The sequence below is a fragment of the Stenotrophomonas sp. GD03680 genome, assembly GCF_029844625.1.
GTDB lineage: Bacteria > Pseudomonadota > Gammaproteobacteria > Xanthomonadales > Xanthomonadaceae > Stenotrophomonas > Stenotrophomonas maltophilia_P.
Genome location: NZ_JAOCKC010000011.1, coordinates 31,798 through 52,404, shown reverse-complemented (window position 1 = coordinate 52,404; position 20,607 = coordinate 31,798). Strand labels below are relative to the sequence as shown.

Sequence of the window (20,607 nt, the reverse complement as noted above, 5' to 3'; positions counted from 1 at the left end):
TCCAAATAAGAGGAGACGACCCCATGGCACAGGTAATCAACACCAATACGATGTCGCTCAACGCTCAGCGCAACCTGAGCACCAGCGGCAACTCGCTGGCCACCACCATCCAGCGCCTCTCGTCCGGCCTGCGCATCAACAGCGCGAAGGACGACGCCGCCGGCCTGGCGATCTCGGAGCGTTTCAGCACCCAGATCCGCGGCCTGGACGTGGCCATCCGCAACGCCAACGACGGCATCTCGCTGGCCCAGGTCGCCGAAGGTTCGCTGAGCGAAGTCGGCAACAACCTGCAGCGCATCCGCGAACTGGCCGTGCAGGCCTCCAATGCCACCAACTCCAGCAGCGACCGCAAGGCGCTGCAGGCCGAAGTGACCCAGCTGGTCAGCGAAATCGACCGCGTCGCCAAGCAGAGCGACTTCAACGGCACCAAGCTTCTCGATGGCAGCTTCACCAGCCAGCTGTTCCAGGTTGGCGCCAACGCCGGCCAGGCCATCGCCATCAACAGCGTGGTCGATGCCAAGGCCAATTCGCTGGGCGCGACCACCTTCGTCGACGCTGGCAGCGCCACCCTGGATGACGCAGCCGTCGATGCCGCCGCCGGCACGCTGGCCAACATCACGGTCGGCGGTGTCAGCATCGGCGATGTCACGTTCGACTACACCACCCCGCCGGGCGCGCCGGCCACCGCCGCCGAGATCGCTGCGGTGCGCAAGGTCAACCAGGACAACGCCACCAAGGCGCTGGCTGCCGCCCTGAACGGCAAGATCGGCGAAACCGGCCTGCATGCCGCGCAGTCCACCACTGCGGGCGAAGTCACCCTGACCTCGATCAAGGCCGACAACACCGTGGCCGGTGTGACCGTGAAGATGGGGCCGGCCGCCACCGCCACCGACCTGAACGCCCCCGCCGCCGGGACCGCTGCCGCCCACGTCGCCGACATCCAGATCGATACCGTCGCCGGCGCCCAGCAGGCCCTGGAGATCGTCGACAAGGCCCTGGAGTCGGTCAACAGCGTCCGCGCCGACCTGGGCGCGATCCAGAACCGCTTCACCTCGGTGGTCGCCAACCTGCAGACCTCTTCCGAAAACCTGTCGGCCTCGCGCAGCCGTATCCGCGATACCGACTTCGCCAAGGAAACCGCCGAACTGACCCGCACCCAGATCCTGCAGCAGGCCGGCACGGCCATGCTGGCCCAGGCCAACCAGGTGCCGCAGAACGTGCTCAGCCTGTTGCAGCGCTGACATGAGCCGCTCCCGGGGCACGTCGGGGGCGTCTGACCCAACTCACGTGCAACCGCTCAAGGACCTCTCCTCATGGCACAAGTCATCAACACCAACACGATGTCGTTGAATGCTCAGCGTAACCTGAGCACCAGCGGCAGCTCGCTGGCCACCACCATCCAGCGCCTGTCCTCCGGTTCGCGCATCAACAGCGCCAAGGACGACGCCGCTGGCCTGGCGATCTCCGAGCGCTTCGGCACCCAGATCCGCGGCACCGATGTGGCCATCCGCAATGCCAACGACGGCATCTCGCTGGCCCAGGTCGCCGAAGGCTCGTTGACCGAGATCGGCAACAACCTGCAGCGCGTCCGCGAGCTGTCGGTGCAGGCCGCCAATGCCACCAACTCGGCCAGTGACCGCAAGGCGCTGCAGGCCGAAGTGACCCAGCTGGTCAGCGAAATCGACCGCGTTGCCAAGCAGTCCGAGTTCAACGGCACCAAGCTGCTGGACGGTTCGTTCTCCAGCCAGCTGTTCCAGGTCGGCGCCAATGCCGGCCAGGCTATTGCCATCGACAAGGTGGTCGATGCCAAGGCCGACGCGCTGGGCAATGCCGTCTTCGACTCCAACTCGATCACGATCGAAGAAGGTGGCTCGTTGGCAGCCGATGCCGGCAAGGAAATCACCTATTCCGGCCTGACCATCGGTGGCGGCAGCCTGACCTCGGCGATCAAGATCGCCGACGTCAAGATCACCTCCACCGGCGACGCCGCCAAGGACCAGGCTGCCCTGGCCGCGGCGACCGTGACCGCGATCAACGCCAAGATCGGTGAGACCGGTGTCTATGCCGAACTCGACGGCACCACCGCCGGCCAGATCAACCTGACCTCGGTGAAGGAAAGCGTCGACAAGGACGGCAAGTTCGTCGCCATGTCGGCCACCGCAGGCACCAGCACCGGCGTCACCGGCTTCGACAGCGATGACGCCACGGCCAGCACCAGCGCCGCACCGGGCAAGCTGCTGAAGGACGTCGACATCAGCACTGTGAAGGGTGCCCAGCAGGCGCTGGAAGTGGTCGACAAGGCACTGGGTTCGATCAACAACACCCGCGCCGACCTGGGTGCGATCCAGAACCGCTTCACCTCGGTGGTCGCCAACCTGCAGACCTCGACGGAGAACCTGTCCGCCTCGCGCAGCCGCATCAAGGACACCGACTTCGCCAAGGAAACCGCTGAACTGACCCGTACCCAGATCCTGCAGCAGGCCGGTACGGCCATGCTGGCCCAGGCCAATCAGGTACCGCAGGGCGTGCTCAGCCTGCTGCGCTGATCCGCACCGCGATCGACTCCCGGGCGCCGGCCAGGCCGGCGCCCGGACCCTGAACCACGCACCACCTCCGCCAAAGGAAATGCACCATGGCACAAGTCATCAACACCAATACGATGTCGCTGAATGCTCAGCGCAATCTGAGCACCAGCGGCGCATCGCTGGCCACCACCATCCAGCGCCTGTCCTCCGGTTCGCGCATCAACAGCGCCAAGGACGACGCCGCTGGCCTGGCGATCTCCGAGCGCTTCGGCACCCAGATCCGCGGCACCGACGTGGCCATCCGCAACGCCAACGACGGCATCTCGCTGGCCCAGGTCGCCGAAGGCTCGTTGACCGAGATCGGCAACAACCTGCAGCGCATCCGTGAGCTGTCGGTGCAGTCGTCCAACGCCACCAACTCGGCCAGCGACCGCAAGGCGCTGCAGGCTGAAGTGACCCAGCTGGTCAGCGAAATCGACCGCGTCGCCAAGCAGTCCGAGTTCAACGGCACCAAGCTGCTGGACGGCTCGTTCTCCAGCCAGCTGTTCCAGGTCGGTGCCAATGCCGGGCAGGCCATCGCCATCGACAAGGTGGTGGACGCCAAGACCGAATCGCTGGGCACCGCGACCTTCGCGACCGGTGCTACGGCTGCCCTGGATGCAAGCACGGATGGCTCACGCATCACCGGCAAGGTGATGGACGTTGACATCGGTACCGTCGAGATCAAGGCCGGCGCGACCGCCGAAGAGGCCGCCAAGGCCGTGGCCACCGCCATCAATGCCAAGATCGGTGAAGCCGGCATCTATGCCGAAGCCAACAGCGACGGCACGATGAAGCTGAGCTCGGTGAAGGAAGGCAAGGATGTCGTTGCCGCTGACATCGCGCTGGAGCGCAGCGACTTCGACGCCACCGCGGGCACATGGGACGCCAAGGCCGCCACGGCCACCTACACGGCTGGCACCGCCACCGCTGCCAACGTGCAGAAGCTGGACGTGAGCACCGTGCTCGGTGCCCAGCAGGCGCTGGAAGTGGTCGACAAGGCACTGGGTTCGATCAACAACACCCGCGCCGACCTGGGTGCGATCCAGAACCGCTTCACCTCGGTGGTTGCCAACCTGCAGACCTCGACGGAGAACCTGTCCGCCTCGCGCAGCCGCATCAAGGACACCGACTTCGCCAAGGAAACCGCTGAACTGACCCGTACCCAGATCCTGCAGCAGGCCGGTACGGCCATGCTGGCCCAGGCCAACCAGGTACCGCAGGGCGTGCTCAGCCTGCTGCGCTGATCCACGGCAAGAAGGTACCGCTGCCGCCGGTCGAACCGGCGGCAGCGGCAACCCGACAGCCACGGCGCACGCAGGCGCGGGCCATGCCCGGCCCGGGACGCTTCCCGAACCGGCTTGGCATCGCCCGCCCCTGCGGACCTCTGTTTCAGCGCTGTACCTTTGACTGTACGCACCGGGCGGCTTCGTCTCCCCCCGATTGTCAGTAGCCTGATCCCTCCCCTGCTTTGGGGGAGGGTTTTTTGCAGACTCCCGGCAGCCTGCGTCGTCCCGACCGCACCCTGCCCCGTCACTCCTGCAACCTGCATGCCAAACCTGCCGTCCGGCACTGGCACGGCGCATGCATCAACGAAGTCCTCAAGACCCAGCGGCGCAGGCCGCTATTTTCGTTGACGACGGGCGGCCGCAGCGCGGCGCCCGGATTACCAGGAGAAACGACGTGGCAGACTTTGGATACGGTGGCATCGGCTCGGGCCTGGACATCTCCAGCATCGTCAGCCAGCTGGTCGCGGCCGACCGCAAGCCCGCCGACAATGCGCTGAACCTGCAGCAGTCCAAGACCAAGATGCAGCTGTCGTCGATCGGCACCGTCACCGCGGCCTTCGACAAGCTGAAGACCGCCCTCACTGCGCTTAAGGCCACTACGGCCTTCGACACCCGCACGGTCACCGCAAGCAAGGGCGGCAGCGGCGGTACCGACGAGATCCTGACGGCCAGCGTGGCACTGTATGACGTCGGCACCAGCAAGGCGGCAGCGTCCAACGGTACGCACATCATCGACGTCAAGTCGCTGGCGACCGCACACAAGCTGATCGCCGACACCTCCGTGCCGAAGACCGATACGTTCGCCGCCGGAACCTTGACGTTGACCGTCGGCGTCGGCGACAAGGCCAAGACCATGAACGTGGAGGTCGAGGAAGGCGACACGCTGACCACGATCCGCAACAAGATCGACGCCGCCGGCCGCAAGGAAGGCGTGCAGGCCACCCTGATCAGCTCCGGCGACAACCAGTACCTGTCGATCGCACAGGAAAAGACCGGCGCGGCAAACGCGATCAAGCTCGAATACGCCGGCAGCGACCCGAAGCTGGGAGCGCTGGTCGGCAGCCTGAAGCAGAACACCGCCGCCGCCGATGCCAAACTGACCATCGACGGCGTTGAAGTGGTGAGCGCCAGCAACACCGTGGCCGACGCCATACCGGGCCTGACCCTGAACCTGAAGAAGGAAGGACAGAGCACGGTCACGATCAGCACCGACACCGCCGCGGCAACCAAGGTGATGCAGGATTTCGTGACCGCGTACAACGCGGCCATCGCCGCCATCAACACCGAAACCAAGTACGACGCCAAGACCAAGGAAGCGGCAGCCCTCACCGGCGATGCGCAGATGCGCGGCGCCGCCAGCCAGCTGCGCTCGGTGATGTCGGGCGTGCTCAAGTCGCTGTCCGGCGATGGCCTGGACGCCAAGGCCATCGGCCTGCAGACCCGTGGCTACCCCAATGCCGATGGCAGCCTGGTGCTTGATACCACCAAGTTCGCTGCCGCGCTTGCCAGCCAGCCGGAGAAGATCCGCCAGGCGATCACCGGCGATGCCGGCGGTGCGGGCCAGCTGTACTCGCTGGTCGACGGCTACGTGAGCACGACGGTCGGCAAGGAGGGTGCGTTCGTTGCCCGCACCAAGGGCCTGAACAACACCCTGGACAGCATCGACAAGCGCCGCAAGGACCTGGATACACGCATGGTCGGTGTGGAGGCACGGTACAAGAAGCAGTTCCTCGCACTGGACAGCCTGATGGGCAAGCTGCAGCAGAGCAGTTCGGCGCTGCAGCAGCAGCTGGCGCAGTTGAACGGTTGACGGACGCGCGCGGCACTCAAGTTTGGTGCCGAACGCACCGATAACGGACGCAACAGCAATCATCGCGGTACTGCCGGCAGCGATCGTCACGATCCTGCTGCAGCACCCAGCGCAAGGAGAATCACGAATGTACGGTTCCAGCCGTCAGTACGCCGAGCAGTACCGCCAGGTGGGTGTGACCAGTGCGGTCACCGATGCCGATCCGCACAAGCTGGTGGCCCTGTTGCTGGCGGGCGCGCTGGAGCGCGTGCGGCGCGCACTGGCCAGCCTCGAGCGCGGCGACCATGCCGGCAAGGGCAAGGCGATCGGCGAGGTCTGCGCCATCGTCGGCCACCTCAACGGCTCGCTGGACCATGAGGCCGGCGGCGAGATTGCCGGCAATCTTTCGTCCCTCTACGACTACGTGCTGCAGCGCCTGACCGAGGCCAACCTGCACAACGACCGCGCCGCCCTGGACGAATCGCTGCAGCTGCTGGGCGAGATCGACAGCGCCTGGAACGCAATTCCGCACGAGCAGCGCCGTACGGCAGCGGTGGCACCATGAGCCTGCAGGCACTGCATGCGCAGCTGGATGCTTTCGAGAAGGCGCTGGGTGAAGATGCCTTCGACACCGCCGACAGCCTGCTCGAAGGCCATGACAGCAAGCTGCACGCGCTGTTGAGCCAACCGCTGGCGGCCGCCGACCATGCGCCCCTGACCGCGCTGTTCGAACGCCAGCAGAACCTGCTCACCCTGCTGCGCCACCGCCGCGACGCGGTGGCCGTGCAGCTGCACGATGGACGGCGCTCCCTTCGCGCCGCGCACGCCTACCTGCAGGCAGAATCGCTGGCATGACCCTCCTGCCGACCACGTCGCTGCATCACCCGGCCGAAAGCGAGCTGTTCGACGAGACGCTCAGCTGCGAGCTGGCGCTGCCGGTCGAGTTCCAGGCCGGCAATGCGGCGGGACGTACCAGCAGCGCCGAAGGCCTGCTGCGCAGCCTGGCGCTGGTCGAGGACAGCCGTGTCGATGAACACGAGGAGCGCAGCGAGGCCAGCCTTCCGCTGCAGCGGCTGGAAGCCAAGCTGGATCTGGCCATGGTGCTGCTGGGCCGGCTCGTGCGCCAGCAGGGCCCGGCATTGACCCTGCGCCCGGTGCGCTGGTCCCGGCGCGGCATCCGCCTGCAGCTGGGCCCCCGCAGTGGCGCGGCCCCGGGCCAGGCCGGCGTGGTCCGCGTGCAGCCCAGCGACTGGCTGCCCGACCATATCGATCTGCCGGTGGAAGTGGTTGCCGAGGCCGCCGATGGCAGCGGAGGCCACTATCTCTGGCTGCGTTTCCATCGCCTCGGCGACGGGCTGGAAATGGCCATGGAGCGGCATCTGTTCCGCCTGCACAGACGTCAGGTGGCCGAAGCAAGGCGGGCGCGCTGAACCCTGGCACGCCCGCCCGCAACGGACGACGCTTGGCTCGCCCGTTCAGCTAAGTTAAGGTGGACTCCCCTCCCGGACCTCCAGCGTGCCTGTGCGAGTTCTCATCGTCGACGATCACACCCTGGTCCGCGCCGGCCTGGCGCGGCTGCTGCAGGGGTTTGCCGACGTGCAGCTCGTGGCCGAGGCCAGCAACGCCGAGCAGGCGCTGCAACTGGCCCTGCAGCACGCGCCGGACGTGGTGCTGATGGATCTGTCCCTGCCCGGACGCACCGGCCTGGAAGCACTCAGCGACATCCGCATGCGCGCACCCGGCACCCGGGTGGTGATGATGACCATGCACGATGATGCCGCCCACGTGCGCGACGCACTGGATCGTGGTGCCGTCGGCTTCGTGGTCAAGGATGCCGCTCCGCAGGAACTGGAACTGGCGCTGCGCGCCGCACACGCCGGCCAGGTGTTCCTGAGCCCGCAGATCTCGGCGAAGATGCTGGCGCCCATGCTGGGCCGCGAGAAGCCCACCGGTATCGCCGCGCTGTCACCCCGCCAGCGCGAGATCCTGCGCCGCATCGGCAAAGGCGAAAGCAACAAGGAAATCGCCGCCGATCTCGGCATCAGCGTCAAGACCGTGGAAACCCACCGCGCGCGCATGATGGAGTCGCTGGGGTGCCGCCGCGCCAACGACCTGCTGCTGCTCGCCGCCCGCCACCAGCACGAGCTGGAGTGACCGCGCCATCCGGATGACGGGTTCCCGTCACCCCCACAGGCACTGACGGAATCCCGTACACGCCGGCACGACGCCCCGACCGCGTGCGCAACAGGAAATCAAGGGCTTGCGACCGGGAAACGTCAACATCCCGCGCCGATGTCGGGAAAACCCCTACACGCTGTCGGGTAATTCACCAACCACCTCAGGAACCCCCTGATTCCGCACCCGCCGGATCAGAAGCAAGATGCGTTCCACAAGGCGTCGGGGAGCGACGCCGGGGAACCACGATGAAGGCTGCACTCTCGGCCCAGCTGGGCCAACAACTTCACCTCACCCCGCAGCTGCTGCAGTCGATCCGGCTGCTGCAGCTGGACGGGCTGCATCTGGAACAGGAAATCCAGCGCCTGCTCGACTCCAACCCGATGCTGGAGATCGAGGATGCCGAAGCACCTGCACCCGAACCCGGCGACGCCGGCGCCACCACGCTGGAAACCGCGGCGTTCGACGAGCTGCCGGAGTCCTCGATGTGGGACGTTGCCGGCGCCAGCTGGCAGGACGGCGACGACGACCGGATGGCACGCATCGCGGCGGGCGAATCGAGTGATCCGCAGCTGCGCGTGCTGCAGCGGCTGGCACTGGACCTGGACGACCGCGAGCTGGCGGTCGCCGCCTTCTGGCTCGAGCATTGCGATGACGCCGGCTATCTGCAGGCACCGCTGGCACAGCTGCAACTGCTGGCCAGCGCCCAGTTCGACATCGCCGCCGATGGTGTCGAAGCGGTCCGCCAGCGCCTGCTGCATGGCGAGCCCGCCGGCATGGCCGCGCGGGACCTTCGCGAAAGCCTGCAGGCCCAGCTGCGCAGCCTGGACGGCGTGGTTCCCGCGCGGCACCTGGCCACCCGCATCCTTGCCGGCGCGCTCGAGCCGCTGGCCGCGCACGACTACCCCGCCCTCGCCCGCCTGCATGACGCCGAGATCGGTGACGTGCGCGAAGCAGTGCGACTGATCCTCTCGCTGCAACCCCGCCCGGGTGACAACCTGCTGCCGGAACGCAATGCCGTGGTGGTACCGGACGTGGTCGCCTGGCACGCCGACGGCCAGTGGAAAGTGGCCCTGAATCCGGCGACCAGCCGCCGCGTATCGATCAACACGCAGTACGAACAGGCCCTGGCCGACAGCAACGAGGCTGCACCGGCGCTGCGCGAGATGCTACAGGAAGCGCGCTGGTTCAGCCGTGGCCTGTCGATGCGCTATGACACCCTGCTGCGTACCGCGCGGGTGATCGTCGAGCGCCAGGCTGCGTTCCTGGTCCGGGGCGAGGAAGCGATGGCGCCGCTGACCCTGAAGGAAGTGGCCGAGGAGATCGGCATGCACGAGTCCACCGTCTCGCGCATCACCACCGGCAAGTACCTGCAGACCCCGCGTGGCACCTTCGAGCTGAAGCACTTCTTCGCGGTGCGCCTGGAAGGCGCCAGCGTCTCCGGCCAGGCGGTGAAGGCCATGGTGCGCCGCCTGATCGATGCCGAGCCGGCCGGTCGGCCGCTGGCCGATGAGGCCATCGCCGCCCTGCTTTCGCGCCAGGGGGTGAACATTGCACGCCGAACCGTCGCAAAATACCGAGAACAACTGGATATCGCCCCGGCCCGCGAACGGCGCCGGCTCAGCGCCAGGCAACCGCAGCTGGCCCGGGTGGGCTGAAAAGGATGTTGGACATGAACACGCTCACGGTCCTGCTGGTCGACGACCACGAAGGTTTCATCAACGCAGCGATGCGCCATTTCCGCAAGATCGACTGGCTGCAGATCGTCGGCAGTGCCGGCAACGGCCTGGAAGCGATCGAGCGTTCGGAGACGCTGCGCCCGCAGGTGGTGCTGATGGACCTGGCGATGCCGGAAATGGGCGGCCTGCAGGCGACACGCCTGATCAAGTCGCAGGATGACGCCCCGTACATCGTCATCGCCAGCCACTTCGATGACGCCGAGCACCGCGAGCATGCACTGCGCGCCGGCGCCGACAATTTCGTCAGCAAGCTGTCCTACATCCAGGAAGTGATGCCGATCCTGGAAGGCCTCAGGGAGGATCGATCGTGAGCGAGTCGCGCATCCTGGTGCTGGACAACGACGCCGTGCGTGCCGAACGCACCGTTGCCCTGCTGGAATTCATGGACTTCAATCCGCGCTGGGTTTCCGACGCGGCAGACTTCGACCTGGGGCGGCAGCGCCAGAGCGACTGGATGGCGGTGATCGTCGGCAGCCTCGACGACAGCGCCGCCAGCACCGCCCTCTACGCATGGCTGGGTGGCAGCAGCCTGCCGCCGCCGGTGCTGCTGGCCGATGGCGAGGCCAGTGCCTTCGCCCACCGCCACGGCCTGCATGAAGCCAACATCTGGCCGCTGGAGACGCCGCTGCGCCATGCGCAGATGGAAGCCCTGCTGCGCCGTGCCAGCCTCAAGCGCCTGGATGCCGAGCACCAGGCGGGCGCCGTGCAGGAGCAGGGACCCACCGGCAATGGTGCCGCTGTGAGCGCGCTGCGCACGATGATCGACCAGGTCGCGGCATTCGACACCACCGTCCTGGTGCTGGGCGAGTCGGGCACCGGCAAGGAAGTGGTCTCGCGCGCCATCCACCAGCGCTCGCCGCGCCGCGACGGGCCATTCGTGGCGATCAACTGTGGCGCCATTCCAGCCGACCTGCTCGAGAGCGAACTGTTCGGCCACGAGAAGGGTGCCTTCACCGGCGCGCTGACCGCGCGCAAGGGCCGCTTCGAAATGGCGGAGGGCGGCACCCTGCTGCTGGATGAGATCGGCGACATGAGCCTGCCGATGCAGGTCAAGCTGCTGCGCGTGCTGCAGGAGCGCAGCTTCGAGCGTGTCGGCGGCAACCAGACCATCCGCTGCAACGTGCGGGTGATCGCAGCGACCCACCGCGATCTGGAGAGCCGGATCGCCGACGGCAAGTTCCGCGAAGACCTGTTCTACCGCCTCAATGTGTTCCCGATCGACGTGCCGGCCCTGCGCGAACGGCGCGAGGATCTGCCGGCACTGGTGGAAACCATTGCCGCGCAGCTGGCGCGCACCGGCCGCGGCGAAGTCCGTTTCACTGCCGAAGCCCTGCAGGCGCTGGCGGGCTACGAATGGCCAGGCAACGTACGCGAGCTGACCAATCTGGTCGAACGCCTGGCGGTGCTGCATCCGGGTGGTTCGGTCCGCGTGCAGGACCTTCCCGCGCGCTACCGGGGCGACGCCATGCTGGCCCCCGTCAGCACCCCGGCAGCGGTACCGGCAGCACCCAGCGAAGAGCGATTGGACCTGCGCAGCTTCTCCTTCCACACCCCCGGCAGCGGCGGCCAGCCGTCGCTGGAGCACGGCATCGCGGTCAACCGCGCTGCGGCTGCCACGGCCCTGCCCGACGACGGCCTGGACCTGCGCAACCACATGGCCAGCATCGAGCTGGGCCTGATCAATGAAGCGCTGGAGCGGACGCAGGGGGTGGTCGCCCACGCCGCGCAGCTGCTGGGCCTGCGCCGCACCACTTTGGTGGAAAAACTGCGCAAGTACGGCATCGAACGCGAGCAGGCCGAACTGGCCAGCTGAGCGTGATCGCCAGCATGAAGGGGGCACGGACGCCTGGGCTTGCCCGGGCGTTCGTGTATCCGGCGGCCGCCGGCAAGGCCAAAAAACCGACGCCGGTTCACTGACACCGGCAGATGACGACAGCGTATCGGCACGCCAGCTCGCCCTTCCTCCGCCGAACGCAAACTTCCCTCACGTTTCTGAACCACTCAGGCGCTCCGGCACGGCACTTGCAGTGATCCCTGCAGATTCCCCATCCCTGTTCCTGGAACCGTTGCAGATGTCCCACTCCGTCACTTCGATCCTTTCGCAGATCCGCACCTACCAGTCCCAGATGGGACAGCCGGTGCTCAATCCGCTGGCTGAAGCGCCGCGCAGCAATGCCCTTCCTGGTGCGGTGCTGGATGCGCCGCAGGTGCAGCCGGCCAGCTTCACCGAGACCCTGCGCGGTGCGATTGCCGGCGTCAACAATGCGCAGCAGACGTCCGGCGCGCTGGCCAAGGCGTTCGAGATGGGCGAACCCGGCGCCGACCTGGCCAAGGTGATGGTCGCCTCGCAGCAATCCCAGATCGCCTTCCGCGCCACCGTGGAAGTCCGCAACCGTCTCGTCCAGGCCTACCAGGACGTGATGAACATGCCGCTGTAAGGAACTTGACGCATGGCACTGACGCTTTCCAAGGACAGCCTGAACGCCGAGAAGGCGGGGCAATGGTTCGACCGCCTGCAGAGCCTGCAGATCACCCGTCGGCTGGGGCTGATGGCGATGATCGCAGTGGCGGTGGCGGCGGGCCTGTTCGTGTTCTTCTGGTCGCAGAAGCCCGGCATGGTTCCGCTGTATACCGGCCTGGACCAGAAGGCCACCGCTGAAGCGACCGACCTGCTGCGTGCAGCGCAGATCCCGTTCGCCCTGGACCCGGCAACCGGTGGCATCACCGTGCCGGAGAAAAACCTGCATGACGCCCGCCTGAAGCTGGCCGGCTCCGGCCTGACCGACAGCGGCAAGCTGGGTTTCGAGCTGATGGAGCGCGACCCGGGCTTCGGTGTCAGCCAGTTCGTGGAAAGCGCGCGCTACCAGCACGCGCTGGAAACCGAACTGTCGCGCACCATCAATACGCTGCGACCGGTGCGTGACTCACGCGTACACCTGGCCATCCCCAAGCCCAGCGCCTTCACCCGCCAGCGCGACGTCGCCAGTGCTTCGGTGACCCTGGAACTACGCGGTGGCCAGCAGCTGGAACGCAGCCAGGTGGATGCGATCGTGCACATGGTCGCCGCCAGCATTCCGGACCTGTCGCCGGAACGGGTGACCGTGGTCGACCAGAGCGGGCGCATGCTCAGCATCAGCGACCCGAACAGCGAAGCGGCGGTCAACGCCGCCCAGTTCGAGCAGGTCCGCCGGCAGGAGACCTCCTTCAACCAGCGCATCCGCGAGTTGCTGGAACCGATGACCGGCCCGGGCCGCGTCAATCCGGAAGTCAGCGTGGACATGGACTTCTCGGTCACCGAGGAAGCGCGTGAGCTGTACAACGGCGAGCCGGCCAAGCTGCGCAGCGAACAGATGAGCGAGAACACCACCAGCACGCCCGGACCGCAGGGCGTGCCTGGCGCAACCAGCAACACGCCGCCGGGCCAGGCTGCGCCGCCACAGACCGCGCAGACGCCGAGCGAAAGCAGCAAGAACGCCACGCGCAACTACGAGCTGGACCGCACGCTGCAGCACACCCGCCAGCCGGCCGGCCGCATCAAGCGCGTGTCGGTGGCGGTGCTGGTGGACAACGTGCCGCGCCCCGGCGCCAATGGCGCACTTACCCCGCAGCCGCTGTCGGCCGCCGAACTGACCCGCGTCGAGGCGCTGGTCAAGCAGGCCGTCGGCTTCAGCGCCGAGCGCGGCGATACGGTGTCGGTGATGAATGCCCCGTTCGTGCGCGAGACCACACCGGTGGAAGGCCCGGCCTGGTGGGAACTGCCGTGGGTGCACGATGCCGGCCGCATGCTGCTGGGGGCCGTGGTGGTGCTGGCGCTGCTGTTCGGCGTACTGCGTCCGGCGCTGCGTGCCATCACCGGCCAGGCGAAGAAGCACGACCCGCTGGCACTGGAACCGCATACCGCTGACGTGCAGCTGGTCGATGACGATGGCAGCCCGCTGCCGGCCCTGGGTGCCGAGCGCGCTGGCCTGGGTGGACCGGAGGCGCTGGCCCTGCCGGTGGACTCCTACGAGGAACGACTGCGGATGGCCCGTGAAGCCGTGAAGACCGACTCCAAGCGCGTGGCCCAGGTGGTCAAGGGTTGGGTGGCCAATGACTGAGGTACCGCTGACCGGAGTGCAGCGCGCCGCCGTGCTGCTGCTGTCGCTGGGTGAACTGGACGCGGCCGAAGTGCTGCGTCACATGGAACCCAAGGAAGTCCAGAAGATCGGCATCGCGATGGCCACCATGTCCGACATCACCCGCGAACAGGTGGAACGGGTGATGGACCAGTTCGGCCAGGAGCTGGGCTCCAAGACCTCGCTGGGCGTGGGGTCGGACGACTACATCCGCAACATGCTGGTGCAGGCACTGGGCAGCGAAAAGGCCGGCAACCTGATCGATCGCATCCTGCTGGGCCGCAACACCACCGGCCTGGATGCGCTGAAGTGGATGGATCCGCGTGCGGTCGCCGACCTGGTCCGCAACGAGCACCCGCAGATCATCGCCATCGTCATGGCCCACCTGGAAACCGACCAGGCCGCCGATGCGCTGAAACTGCTGCCCGACCGCACCCGCGTGGACGTGCTGCTGCGCATCGCCACCCTCGATGGCATTCCGCCGAACGCACTCAATGAACTCAACGAGATCATGGAGCGCCAGTTCGCCGGCAACCAGAACCTGAAGTCATCCAACATCGGCGGCGTGCAGTGCGCGGCCAACATCCTCAACTTCATGGACAGCGGCCAGGACCAGGCGATCCTGGGCGAGATCGCACGCATCGACGCGCCCTTGAGTGGCCGCATCCAGGACCTGATGTTCGTGTTCGACGACCTGGTGGATCTGGACGACCGCGAGATGCAGCTGGTGCTGCGCGAAGTCAGCGGCGAGCGGCTGGGACTGGCCCTGCGCGGCGCCGACATCAAGGTCCGCGACAAGATCACCCGCAACATGTCCCAGCGTGCCGCCGAGATCCTGCTGGAGGACATGGAGGCCCGTGGGCCGGTGCGTCTGTCCGACGTGGAAGGCGCGCAGCGCGAGATCCTGGCCATCGTCAAGCGCATGGCCGATGAAGGCACCATCACCATCGGCGGCAGCGCGGAGGCCATGCTGTGAGCACGGTCGTGCGCTGGCTCGCCCCTGACCTGCTGGCCCAGCCGGAACCCGTGCTGGAACAGGAGGACGCGTCCGGGCACGCCGGGCCGGATCCGGAGCACGAGCCGGAACCGCCGCTGCAGTTGCCGACCCTGGAAGAGATACAGGCCATCCAGGACAGTGCCGAGAAGGAAGGCTTCCAGCACGGCCATGCGGAGGGCTATGGCCAGGGCCAGGCCGAGGTGCGCCGGCTTGCCGCGCAGATCGAGGGCATCCTGGACAACTTCAGCCGCCCGCTGGTCCGCCTGGAGAACGAGGTGGTCGGTGCGCTGGGAGAGCTGGCGGTCCGCATCGCCGGTGCCCTGGTCGGTCGCGCCTACGAGGCCGAACCGGCGCTGCTGGCACAGCTGGTCGGCGAAGCCATCGATGCGGTCGGCGGCAGCACGCGCGAAGTGGAAGTGCGCCTGCACCCGGACGACATCGCTGCCCTCGCCCCCTTGCTCACCCTGCCACCGCAGCAGCGGCTGGTTGCCGACACCAGCCTCAGCCGCGGCGACCTGCGCGTGCATGCCGAGGCCGTGCGCATCGACGGCACTCTCGAAGCCCGCCTGCGTGGCGCGCTGGACGCAGTGATCCGCCAGACCGGAGCGAACGCATGACGGCCGAAACGCCACTGCCGCCGCCTGCGGCCGACTGGGCCCTGGCCCGCAATCTACGCTTGGCCCGTCGCCTGGACGGGCTGCGCGTGGACACCGCACACGGCCGTGGCCTGATCCGCGAAGGCGTGCTGCGCCGTGCGGTCGGGCTGACCCTGGAAGCGGTCGGCTGCGAAGCACCGCTGGGGGCCAGCTGCAAGGTCGAAGTGGTCGACGGTGGCTGGGTGGATGCCGAAGTGGTCGGCTTCGCCGGTGAGCGCACCTACCTGATGCCCAGCGCCGAACTGCATGGCCTGTTGCCCAACGCGCGGGTCGTGCCATCGGCACGGCGCGGCGGCGTGGAAGTGGGCGAAGGCCTGCTCGGCCGGGTAATCGACAGCGATGGCGTACCGCTGGACGGCAAGGGCCCGATCCGTGCCGAAGGCCACGTCGGCATGGCCGGTGTGTCGATCAATCCACTCGCGCGCGAGCCGATCACCCAGCCACTGGATGTGGGCGTGCGCGCCATCAACGCACTGCTGCCGATCGGCCGTGGCCAGCGTGTCGGCCTGTTCGCCGGCTCCGGCGTCGGCAAATCGACACTGCTGGGCATGATGACCCGCTACACCGCTGCCGACGTCATCGTGGTCGGGCTGATCGGCGAACGCGGCCGCGAAGTGCGCGATTTCGTCGAAACCACGCTGGGCGAGGAAGGCCTGCGCCGCGCGGTGGTGGTCGCCAGCCCGGCCGACCGGCCACCGCTGGCGCGCCTGCATGGCGCCTACCGTGCCACCGCCATTGCCGAATGGTTCCGCGACCAGGGCCTGAACGTCCTGCTGCTGATGGACTCGCTGACCCGCTTCGCGCAGGCACAGCGCGAGATCGGCCTGTCGGTGGGCGAACCGCCGACCACGCGCGGCTACCCGCCGTCGGTGTTCGCCAAGCTGCCCGCGCTGGTCGAACGCGCCGGCAACGGCGCCAAGGGGCGCGGCTCCATCACCGCGTTCTACACCGTACTGACCGAAGGCGACGATCCGCAGGATCCGATCGCAGACGCCGCACGCGCGATCCTCGACGGCCACATCCTGCTGTCGCGCCGGGTCGCGGACAGCGGCCTGTACCCGGCCATCGACGTGGAATCGTCCGTCAGCCGCGTGGTCACGGAAATCGCCGACGAACCGTGGCGCCTGCGCATCCGCAAGCTCAAGCGGCTGGTGTCGGCCTACTCGGCCAACCGCGACCTGATCGCCATCGGCGCCTACCAGCGCGGCAACGACGCGGCCACCGACGAAGCCCTGGAACGCTGGCCGGAAATCATGGAATTCCTGGGACAGGACGTGGCCAAGGCCGCGGATCTCCCGCACAGCCAGGCGGCGCTGCAGCGCCTGGTGGAAAACGAGGTGTAAGCGATGAACCAGTCCAAGCGTATCGACCCTCTGCTGAGGCGGGCACAGGAACATGAAGATGCGGTCGCCCGCGACCTTGCCGAGCGCCAGCGCCTTCTCGACACTCACCTGTCGCGTCTGGACGAACTGCGACGTTATGCCGAGGAGTACGCCAACGCACAGATGGCCGCGACCAGTCCTGCCCAGCTGTTGAACCGGCGTGCGTTCCTTGACCGCCTCGACAGTGCGGTGGAGCAGCAGCAGCGCACCGTCGACGGCAACCGCGAGAAGGTCGAAGCCGAACGCGCGCGCCTGATCCTGGCCAGCCGGGACAAGGCGGTGCTGGAGCAGCTGGCCGCCAGCTATCGCGCACAGGAAAAGGTGGTGACAGACCGCCGTGACCAGCGCGAGATGGATGACATCGGCGCGCGCCGCTCCCGCCTGGCGCAGGCCGAGGACCAGGACGGCGCAGACACCGGAGTCCGTTCGTGACGCCCGCCGCGCTTTCCGGCAGCAGCACGACGGCCACTCCGCCCGGCGTGGGCAGCAGCCCGTCGCGCACGGCACGCAGCGAAGGCGGCAAGGACTTCGGTCAGCTGCTGCAGGGCGGTGCGCCCGTCCCGCCCGCGGACAGCCCCGCGCCGACCGGCGTTGCGGCCACCGGCAGCGATGACGCCGCCAGCGTGCGGCCCCCCGCCAGCGAGCAGGCTACGGGCGAGGCCGCTGCGCCACCGGCCGGCAAGGCTGCGACCGACCAGGACGCGACGACGGAAACCGACGAAGCGCCCTGGCCTCCATTCGGTCTGGCCGGGCTGGTGCTGGCCACCCCACTGCCCGCCGACCCTGCGGCCAGCGTCCCACCGTCCGCAACGGGCACAGCGCCTCCGGCCCTGGCGGCGACCACCGCCCCCCCATCGCCGGTTGCCGCGTCGCCTGCCGCCGTGGTGCAGTCACCCGCCACGGGCGTCGATGGCGAGGACGGCGCACTGTCCCTGCCTGTGCTGCCGACGGGCGACGCCGCGCTGGAGCGCAGCGGTGACACCGACAGCACGTTGCAGGGTGATCGTGCCCCGCCTGCACCCCTGCAGGCGCCCCTGCCCGCCGCACTGCAGGATCTGAAGGCGGCGCTGTCCAGCAACGCGGTCTTCAACGGTGAACCGACGCCGAAGCCGGTGCTTGGCGACGATGGATTCGACCAGGCCATTGGCGCCCGCCTGGGCTGGCTGGCCGACCAGAAGATCGGCCACGCCCACATCCGACTGAGCCCGGACGATCTGGGGCCGGTGGACGTACGCCTGCAGCTCAACGGTGACAAGGTCCACGCCAGTTTCAGCAGCCCGCACGTGGATGTCCGCCAGGCGCTGGAAAGCAGCCTGCCACGCCTGCGTGAACTGCTGGGCGAACAAGGCTTCCAGCTGGCCCACGCCGATGTCGGCCATCAGCCGGGCGGCGGTGGCGCACCTGCCGGCCAGGCCGGGCAGGAGGCAGGTCGGGGTGACGGAGAACCGACGCGGGGTGATGCCAGCCTGCCGGCCACCCCGTTGATCCGCCAGCGTGGCCTGCTGGACGCCTATGCCTGACGTGCGCGACCGACGCAGGCCCTGCCGACGGATTTCCGTCGCACCCTGTTCCCGGTGCATCGGCACACCCCTTGCATATCCCGGTGAAGCAACCCTCAGGAGCTTCACCTCGTGGCCGCAGCCGCTGACAAAACCAAGAAGAACGTCGAAAAGGACAAGGCCCGCACGCCGCGCAGTCCGATCCTGATCACCGCGCTGGTGGCCGTACTGGCTGCCGCTGCCGCCGGTGGCGGCGTGTGGTTCTTCACCCAGTCCACGCAGGAAGAAAAGACCAGCCAGGCGCCGAGGAAGAAGAACGCCACGCCGGCACCGGCGCAGTACTTCGCGCTGGAGCCCGCGTTCGTGGTCAACCTCAATGGTCCCATCGACGGCCCGCGCTACCTGCAGCTGGAAGTGCAGCTGATGACCCGTGATCCGGCCGCGCTGGAGGCGATCAAGACCCACGCCCCGGCCCTGCGTGCACGACTGCTGATGCTGTTCTCGCAGGTCGAGCCGGCACAGATCGCCGATATCGCCGGCAAGAAGAAGCTGCAGGCCGATTCGCTGGCCGAGGTGCAGAAGGTGCTCAAGGCCGAGACCGGCAGCAATGGTGCCGACGATCTGCTGTTCACCAGCTTCGTGACCCAGTAAGGGCCCACCGATGAATGATCTGCTGTCCCAGGACGAGATCGATGCCCTGCTCCACGGCGTGGACAGCGGCGCGGTCGAGACCGACCCGGAGCCGCCCTCCGGCGAAGCCCGTTCATACGACTTCGCCAGCCAGGACCGCATCATCCGCGGCCGCATGCCGACGCTGGAAATGGTCCACGAGCGCTTTGCACGCCTGTGGCGCATCGGCCTGTTCAACCTGATCCGGCGCTCGGCCGAACTGTCGGTGCGCGGCATCGAGCTGATCAAGTTCAACGACTACATGCATTCGCTGTATGTGCCGACCAACCTGAACCTGATCCGTTTCAAGCCACTGCGCGGCACCGGCCTGATCGTGTTCGAGCCGACCCTGGTGTTCGCCATCGTCGACAACTTCTTCGGCGGCGACGGGCGCTACCCCACCCGGATCGAAGGCCGTGAGTTCACCGCCACCGAGATGCGCGTGATCCATCTGCTGCTGAAGCAGACCTTCGCCGACCTGCGCGAAGCGTGGGCACCGGTGATGGACGTGGAGTTCGAGTACATCAACTCGGAGATCAACCCGCACTTCGCCAACATCGTGACCCCGCGCGAATACGTGGTGGTGTGCCGCCTGCATGTCGAGCTCGACGGCGGTGGCGGCGACATCCACGTCACCCTGCCGTACTCGATGCTCGAACCGATCCGGGAGCTGCTCGATGCCGGCATCCAGAGCGATCGCAACGACCGCGACGAAAGCTGGGGCCAGACCCTGCGCGAGCAGCTCAACATCGCCGAAGTGACCCTGTCCAGCGTGCTGGCCAGCAAGCGCATGACCCTGCGTGACCTGACCCGGTTGAAGGTCGGCGACATCCTGCCGATCGAGCTGAGCCCGCAGGTGCCGCTGTGCGTGGAGAACATCCCGGTGTTCACCGGCGAATTCGGCATCGCCAACGGCGTGAATGCCGTGAAGATCACTGCTACCCATCCGCCGGGCACCCGCCCGCGCGTACCCGTCATCCAGGAAGACCCGCAATGAACGATACCGACGCCCTCGAACCGACTCCGGCCCAGTTCGGCACCCTGCACGCCGACGAGGCCTCCGGGGTCGATCTGAATCTGGACGTGATCCTCGACGTGCCGGTGACCCTGTCGCTGGAAGTCGGCCGCGCCCGCCTGCCGATCCGCAACCTGCTGCAGCTCAACCAGGGTTCGGTGGTGGAGCTGGAGCGTGGCGCCGGTGAATCGCTCGACGTATTCGTCAACGGCACCCTGATCGCGCACGGCGAGGTCGTGGTGATCAATGACCGCTTCGGCGTGCGCCTGACCGATGTGGTCAGCCCGAGCGAACGCATCCGGAGACTGCGTTGAGCCTGCTGGCGTCCACCCTGCTGGGCGTCGGCAAGGCCGCCGCCCCGGTCGGCCAGCACGCGGCCTCGGCACCGGGCCTGTTCGGCGCGGTGCTGGCGCTGCTGGCCGTGCTGGCCCTGGTGGTCGGCCTGGGCTGGCTGCTCAAGCGCCTGCCCGGCAGCGGCTTCCGCCCGGCCGACGGCATGAAGCTGGTGGCCAGCCTCAGCGTCGGCGCCAAGGAACGCGTCGTGGTGGTGGAGGTCAACGGCCAACAACTGCTGCTGGGCGTCACCGCCGGCAGCATCAACGCCCTGCACACCCTTTCCGAACCGCTGCCGCCGCCCGCGCCGGTGCGCGTGCCGGACCTGAAGAACCTTCCGAATTTCGCCCAGCTGCTGCAGCAGCGGCTGCGCAAGGACCCCTGA

General features: G+C 67.7%; 22 protein-coding genes. All 22 read left to right on the top strand.

Going from position 1 to position 20,607, the window contains the following annotated elements:
* The first annotated feature begins 23 nt into the window (after positions 1–23).
* The 22 genes from N5J29_RS13140 to fliO all read left to right on the top strand — a co-directional run bounded on the left by N5J29_RS13140 (position 24) and on the right by fliO (position 20,607).
* Complete coding sequence (locus N5J29_RS13140; RefSeq protein ID WP_197625486.1) at positions 24–1,241, top strand: flagellin; 1,218 nt, start codon at positions 24–26, stop codon at positions 1,239–1,241.
* 72 nt (positions 1,242–1,313) lie between these two features.
* Positions 1,314–2,546, top strand: coding sequence for a flagellin (locus N5J29_RS13135; RefSeq protein ID WP_279924438.1), 1,233 nt, complete (start codon positions 1,314–1,316; stop codon positions 2,544–2,546).
* Between the two features lie 86 nt (positions 2,547–2,632).
* Entirely contained in the window at positions 2,633–3,811 is a 1,179-nt protein-coding gene (locus tag N5J29_RS13130; RefSeq protein ID WP_164153020.1) for a flagellin, read from the top strand.
* A 436-nt stretch (positions 3,812–4,247) separates the two neighbouring features.
* On the top strand, positions 4,248–5,663 hold the full coding sequence (fliD, locus tag N5J29_RS13125) for a flagellar filament capping protein FliD (protein ID WP_164153021.1): 1,416 nt from the start codon (positions 4,248–4,250) through the stop codon (positions 5,661–5,663).
* A 127-nt stretch (positions 5,664–5,790) separates the two neighbouring features.
* The gene (gene fliS, locus N5J29_RS13120) at positions 5,791–6,207 is read left to right on the top strand and encodes a flagellar export chaperone FliS (RefSeq protein ID WP_053519586.1); all 417 of its coding nucleotides are present in this window, start codon (positions 5,791–5,793) and stop codon (positions 6,205–6,207) included.
* A complete protein-coding gene (locus N5J29_RS13115; protein WP_111186089.1) occupies positions 6,204–6,497 on the top strand; it encodes a hypothetical protein in 294 nt (97 codons plus the stop codon). The genes fliS and N5J29_RS13115 overlap by 4 nt, the downstream gene beginning before the upstream one ends.
* Complete coding sequence (locus N5J29_RS13110) at positions 6,494–7,072, top strand: PilZ domain-containing protein (RefSeq protein WP_111186090.1); 579 nt, start codon at positions 6,494–6,496, stop codon at positions 7,070–7,072. The genes N5J29_RS13115 and N5J29_RS13110 overlap by 4 nt, the downstream gene beginning before the upstream one ends.
* A 91-nt stretch (positions 7,073–7,163) precedes the next feature.
* Positions 7,164–7,796: a response regulator transcription factor gene (locus N5J29_RS13105; protein ID WP_053519589.1), complete on the top strand. Its 633-nt coding sequence runs from the start codon at positions 7,164–7,166 to the stop codon at positions 7,794–7,796.
* Positions 7,797–8,065: 269 nt separating this feature from the next.
* Positions 8,066–9,475, top strand: coding sequence for an RNA polymerase factor sigma-54 (gene rpoN / locus N5J29_RS13100; RefSeq protein ID WP_053519590.1), 1,410 nt, complete (start codon positions 8,066–8,068; stop codon positions 9,473–9,475).
* A gap of 14 nt (positions 9,476–9,489) precedes the next feature.
* Positions 9,490–9,867, top strand: coding sequence for a response regulator transcription factor (locus tag N5J29_RS13095; RefSeq protein ID WP_053519591.1), 378 nt, complete (start codon positions 9,490–9,492; stop codon positions 9,865–9,867).
* Positions 9,864–11,369, top strand: coding sequence for a sigma-54 dependent transcriptional regulator (locus N5J29_RS13090; protein ID WP_065176167.1), 1,506 nt, complete (start codon positions 9,864–9,866; stop codon positions 11,367–11,369). Before N5J29_RS13095 ends, N5J29_RS13090 begins: the two co-directional genes overlap by 4 nt.
* A gap of 259 nt (positions 11,370–11,628) precedes the next feature.
* Positions 11,629–11,994, top strand: a complete 366-nt coding sequence (gene fliE / locus N5J29_RS13085; RefSeq protein ID WP_053519593.1) for a flagellar hook-basal body complex protein FliE — start codon at positions 11,629–11,631, stop codon at positions 11,992–11,994.
* Positions 11,995–12,006: 12 nt separating this feature from the next.
* Positions 12,007–13,653, top strand: a complete 1,647-nt coding sequence (gene fliF / locus N5J29_RS13080; RefSeq protein ID WP_053519594.1) for a flagellar basal-body MS-ring/collar protein FliF — start codon at positions 12,007–12,009, stop codon at positions 13,651–13,653.
* 7 nt (positions 13,654–13,660) lie between these two features.
* Positions 13,661–14,647 (top strand): flagellar motor switch protein FliG, encoded by a 987-nt coding sequence (gene fliG, locus N5J29_RS13075; RefSeq protein WP_053519595.1) that lies wholly within the window; start codon positions 13,661–13,663, stop codon positions 14,645–14,647.
* Positions 14,644–15,285, top strand: a complete 642-nt coding sequence (locus N5J29_RS13070) for a FliH/SctL family protein (protein WP_053519596.1) — start codon at positions 14,644–14,646, stop codon at positions 15,283–15,285. The genes fliG and N5J29_RS13070 overlap by 4 nt, the downstream gene beginning before the upstream one ends.
* On the top strand, positions 15,282–16,667 hold the full coding sequence (locus tag N5J29_RS13065) for a FliI/YscN family ATPase (protein ID WP_053519597.1): 1,386 nt from the start codon (positions 15,282–15,284) through the stop codon (positions 16,665–16,667). Before N5J29_RS13070 ends, N5J29_RS13065 begins: the two co-directional genes overlap by 4 nt.
* Before the next feature lie 3 nt (positions 16,668–16,670).
* The gene (gene fliJ, locus N5J29_RS13060; RefSeq protein WP_164153022.1) at positions 16,671–17,138 is read left to right on the top strand and encodes a flagellar export protein FliJ; all 468 of its coding nucleotides are present in this window, start codon (positions 16,671–16,673) and stop codon (positions 17,136–17,138) included.
* Positions 17,135–18,226: a flagellar hook-length control protein FliK gene (locus tag N5J29_RS13055; protein ID WP_065183031.1), complete on the top strand. Its 1,092-nt coding sequence runs from the start codon at positions 17,135–17,137 to the stop codon at positions 18,224–18,226. The genes fliJ and N5J29_RS13055 overlap by 4 nt, the downstream gene beginning before the upstream one ends.
* 111 nt (positions 18,227–18,337) lie before the next feature.
* Positions 18,338–18,856 (top strand): flagellar basal body-associated FliL family protein, encoded by a 519-nt coding sequence (locus N5J29_RS13050; protein WP_164153023.1) that lies wholly within the window; start codon positions 18,338–18,340, stop codon positions 18,854–18,856.
* Between the two features lie 10 nt (positions 18,857–18,866).
* The gene (gene fliM, locus N5J29_RS13045; protein ID WP_164153024.1) at positions 18,867–19,871 is read left to right on the top strand and encodes a flagellar motor switch protein FliM; all 1,005 of its coding nucleotides are present in this window, start codon (positions 18,867–18,869) and stop codon (positions 19,869–19,871) included.
* Entirely contained in the window at positions 19,868–20,203 is a 336-nt protein-coding gene (fliN, locus tag N5J29_RS13040) for a flagellar motor switch protein FliN (RefSeq protein WP_053519602.1), read from the top strand. The genes fliM and fliN overlap by 4 nt, the downstream gene beginning before the upstream one ends.
* Positions 20,200–20,607 (top strand): flagellar biosynthetic protein FliO, encoded by a 408-nt coding sequence (gene fliO, locus N5J29_RS13035; protein WP_053519603.1) that lies wholly within the window; start codon positions 20,200–20,202, stop codon positions 20,605–20,607. Before fliN ends, fliO begins: the two co-directional genes overlap by 4 nt.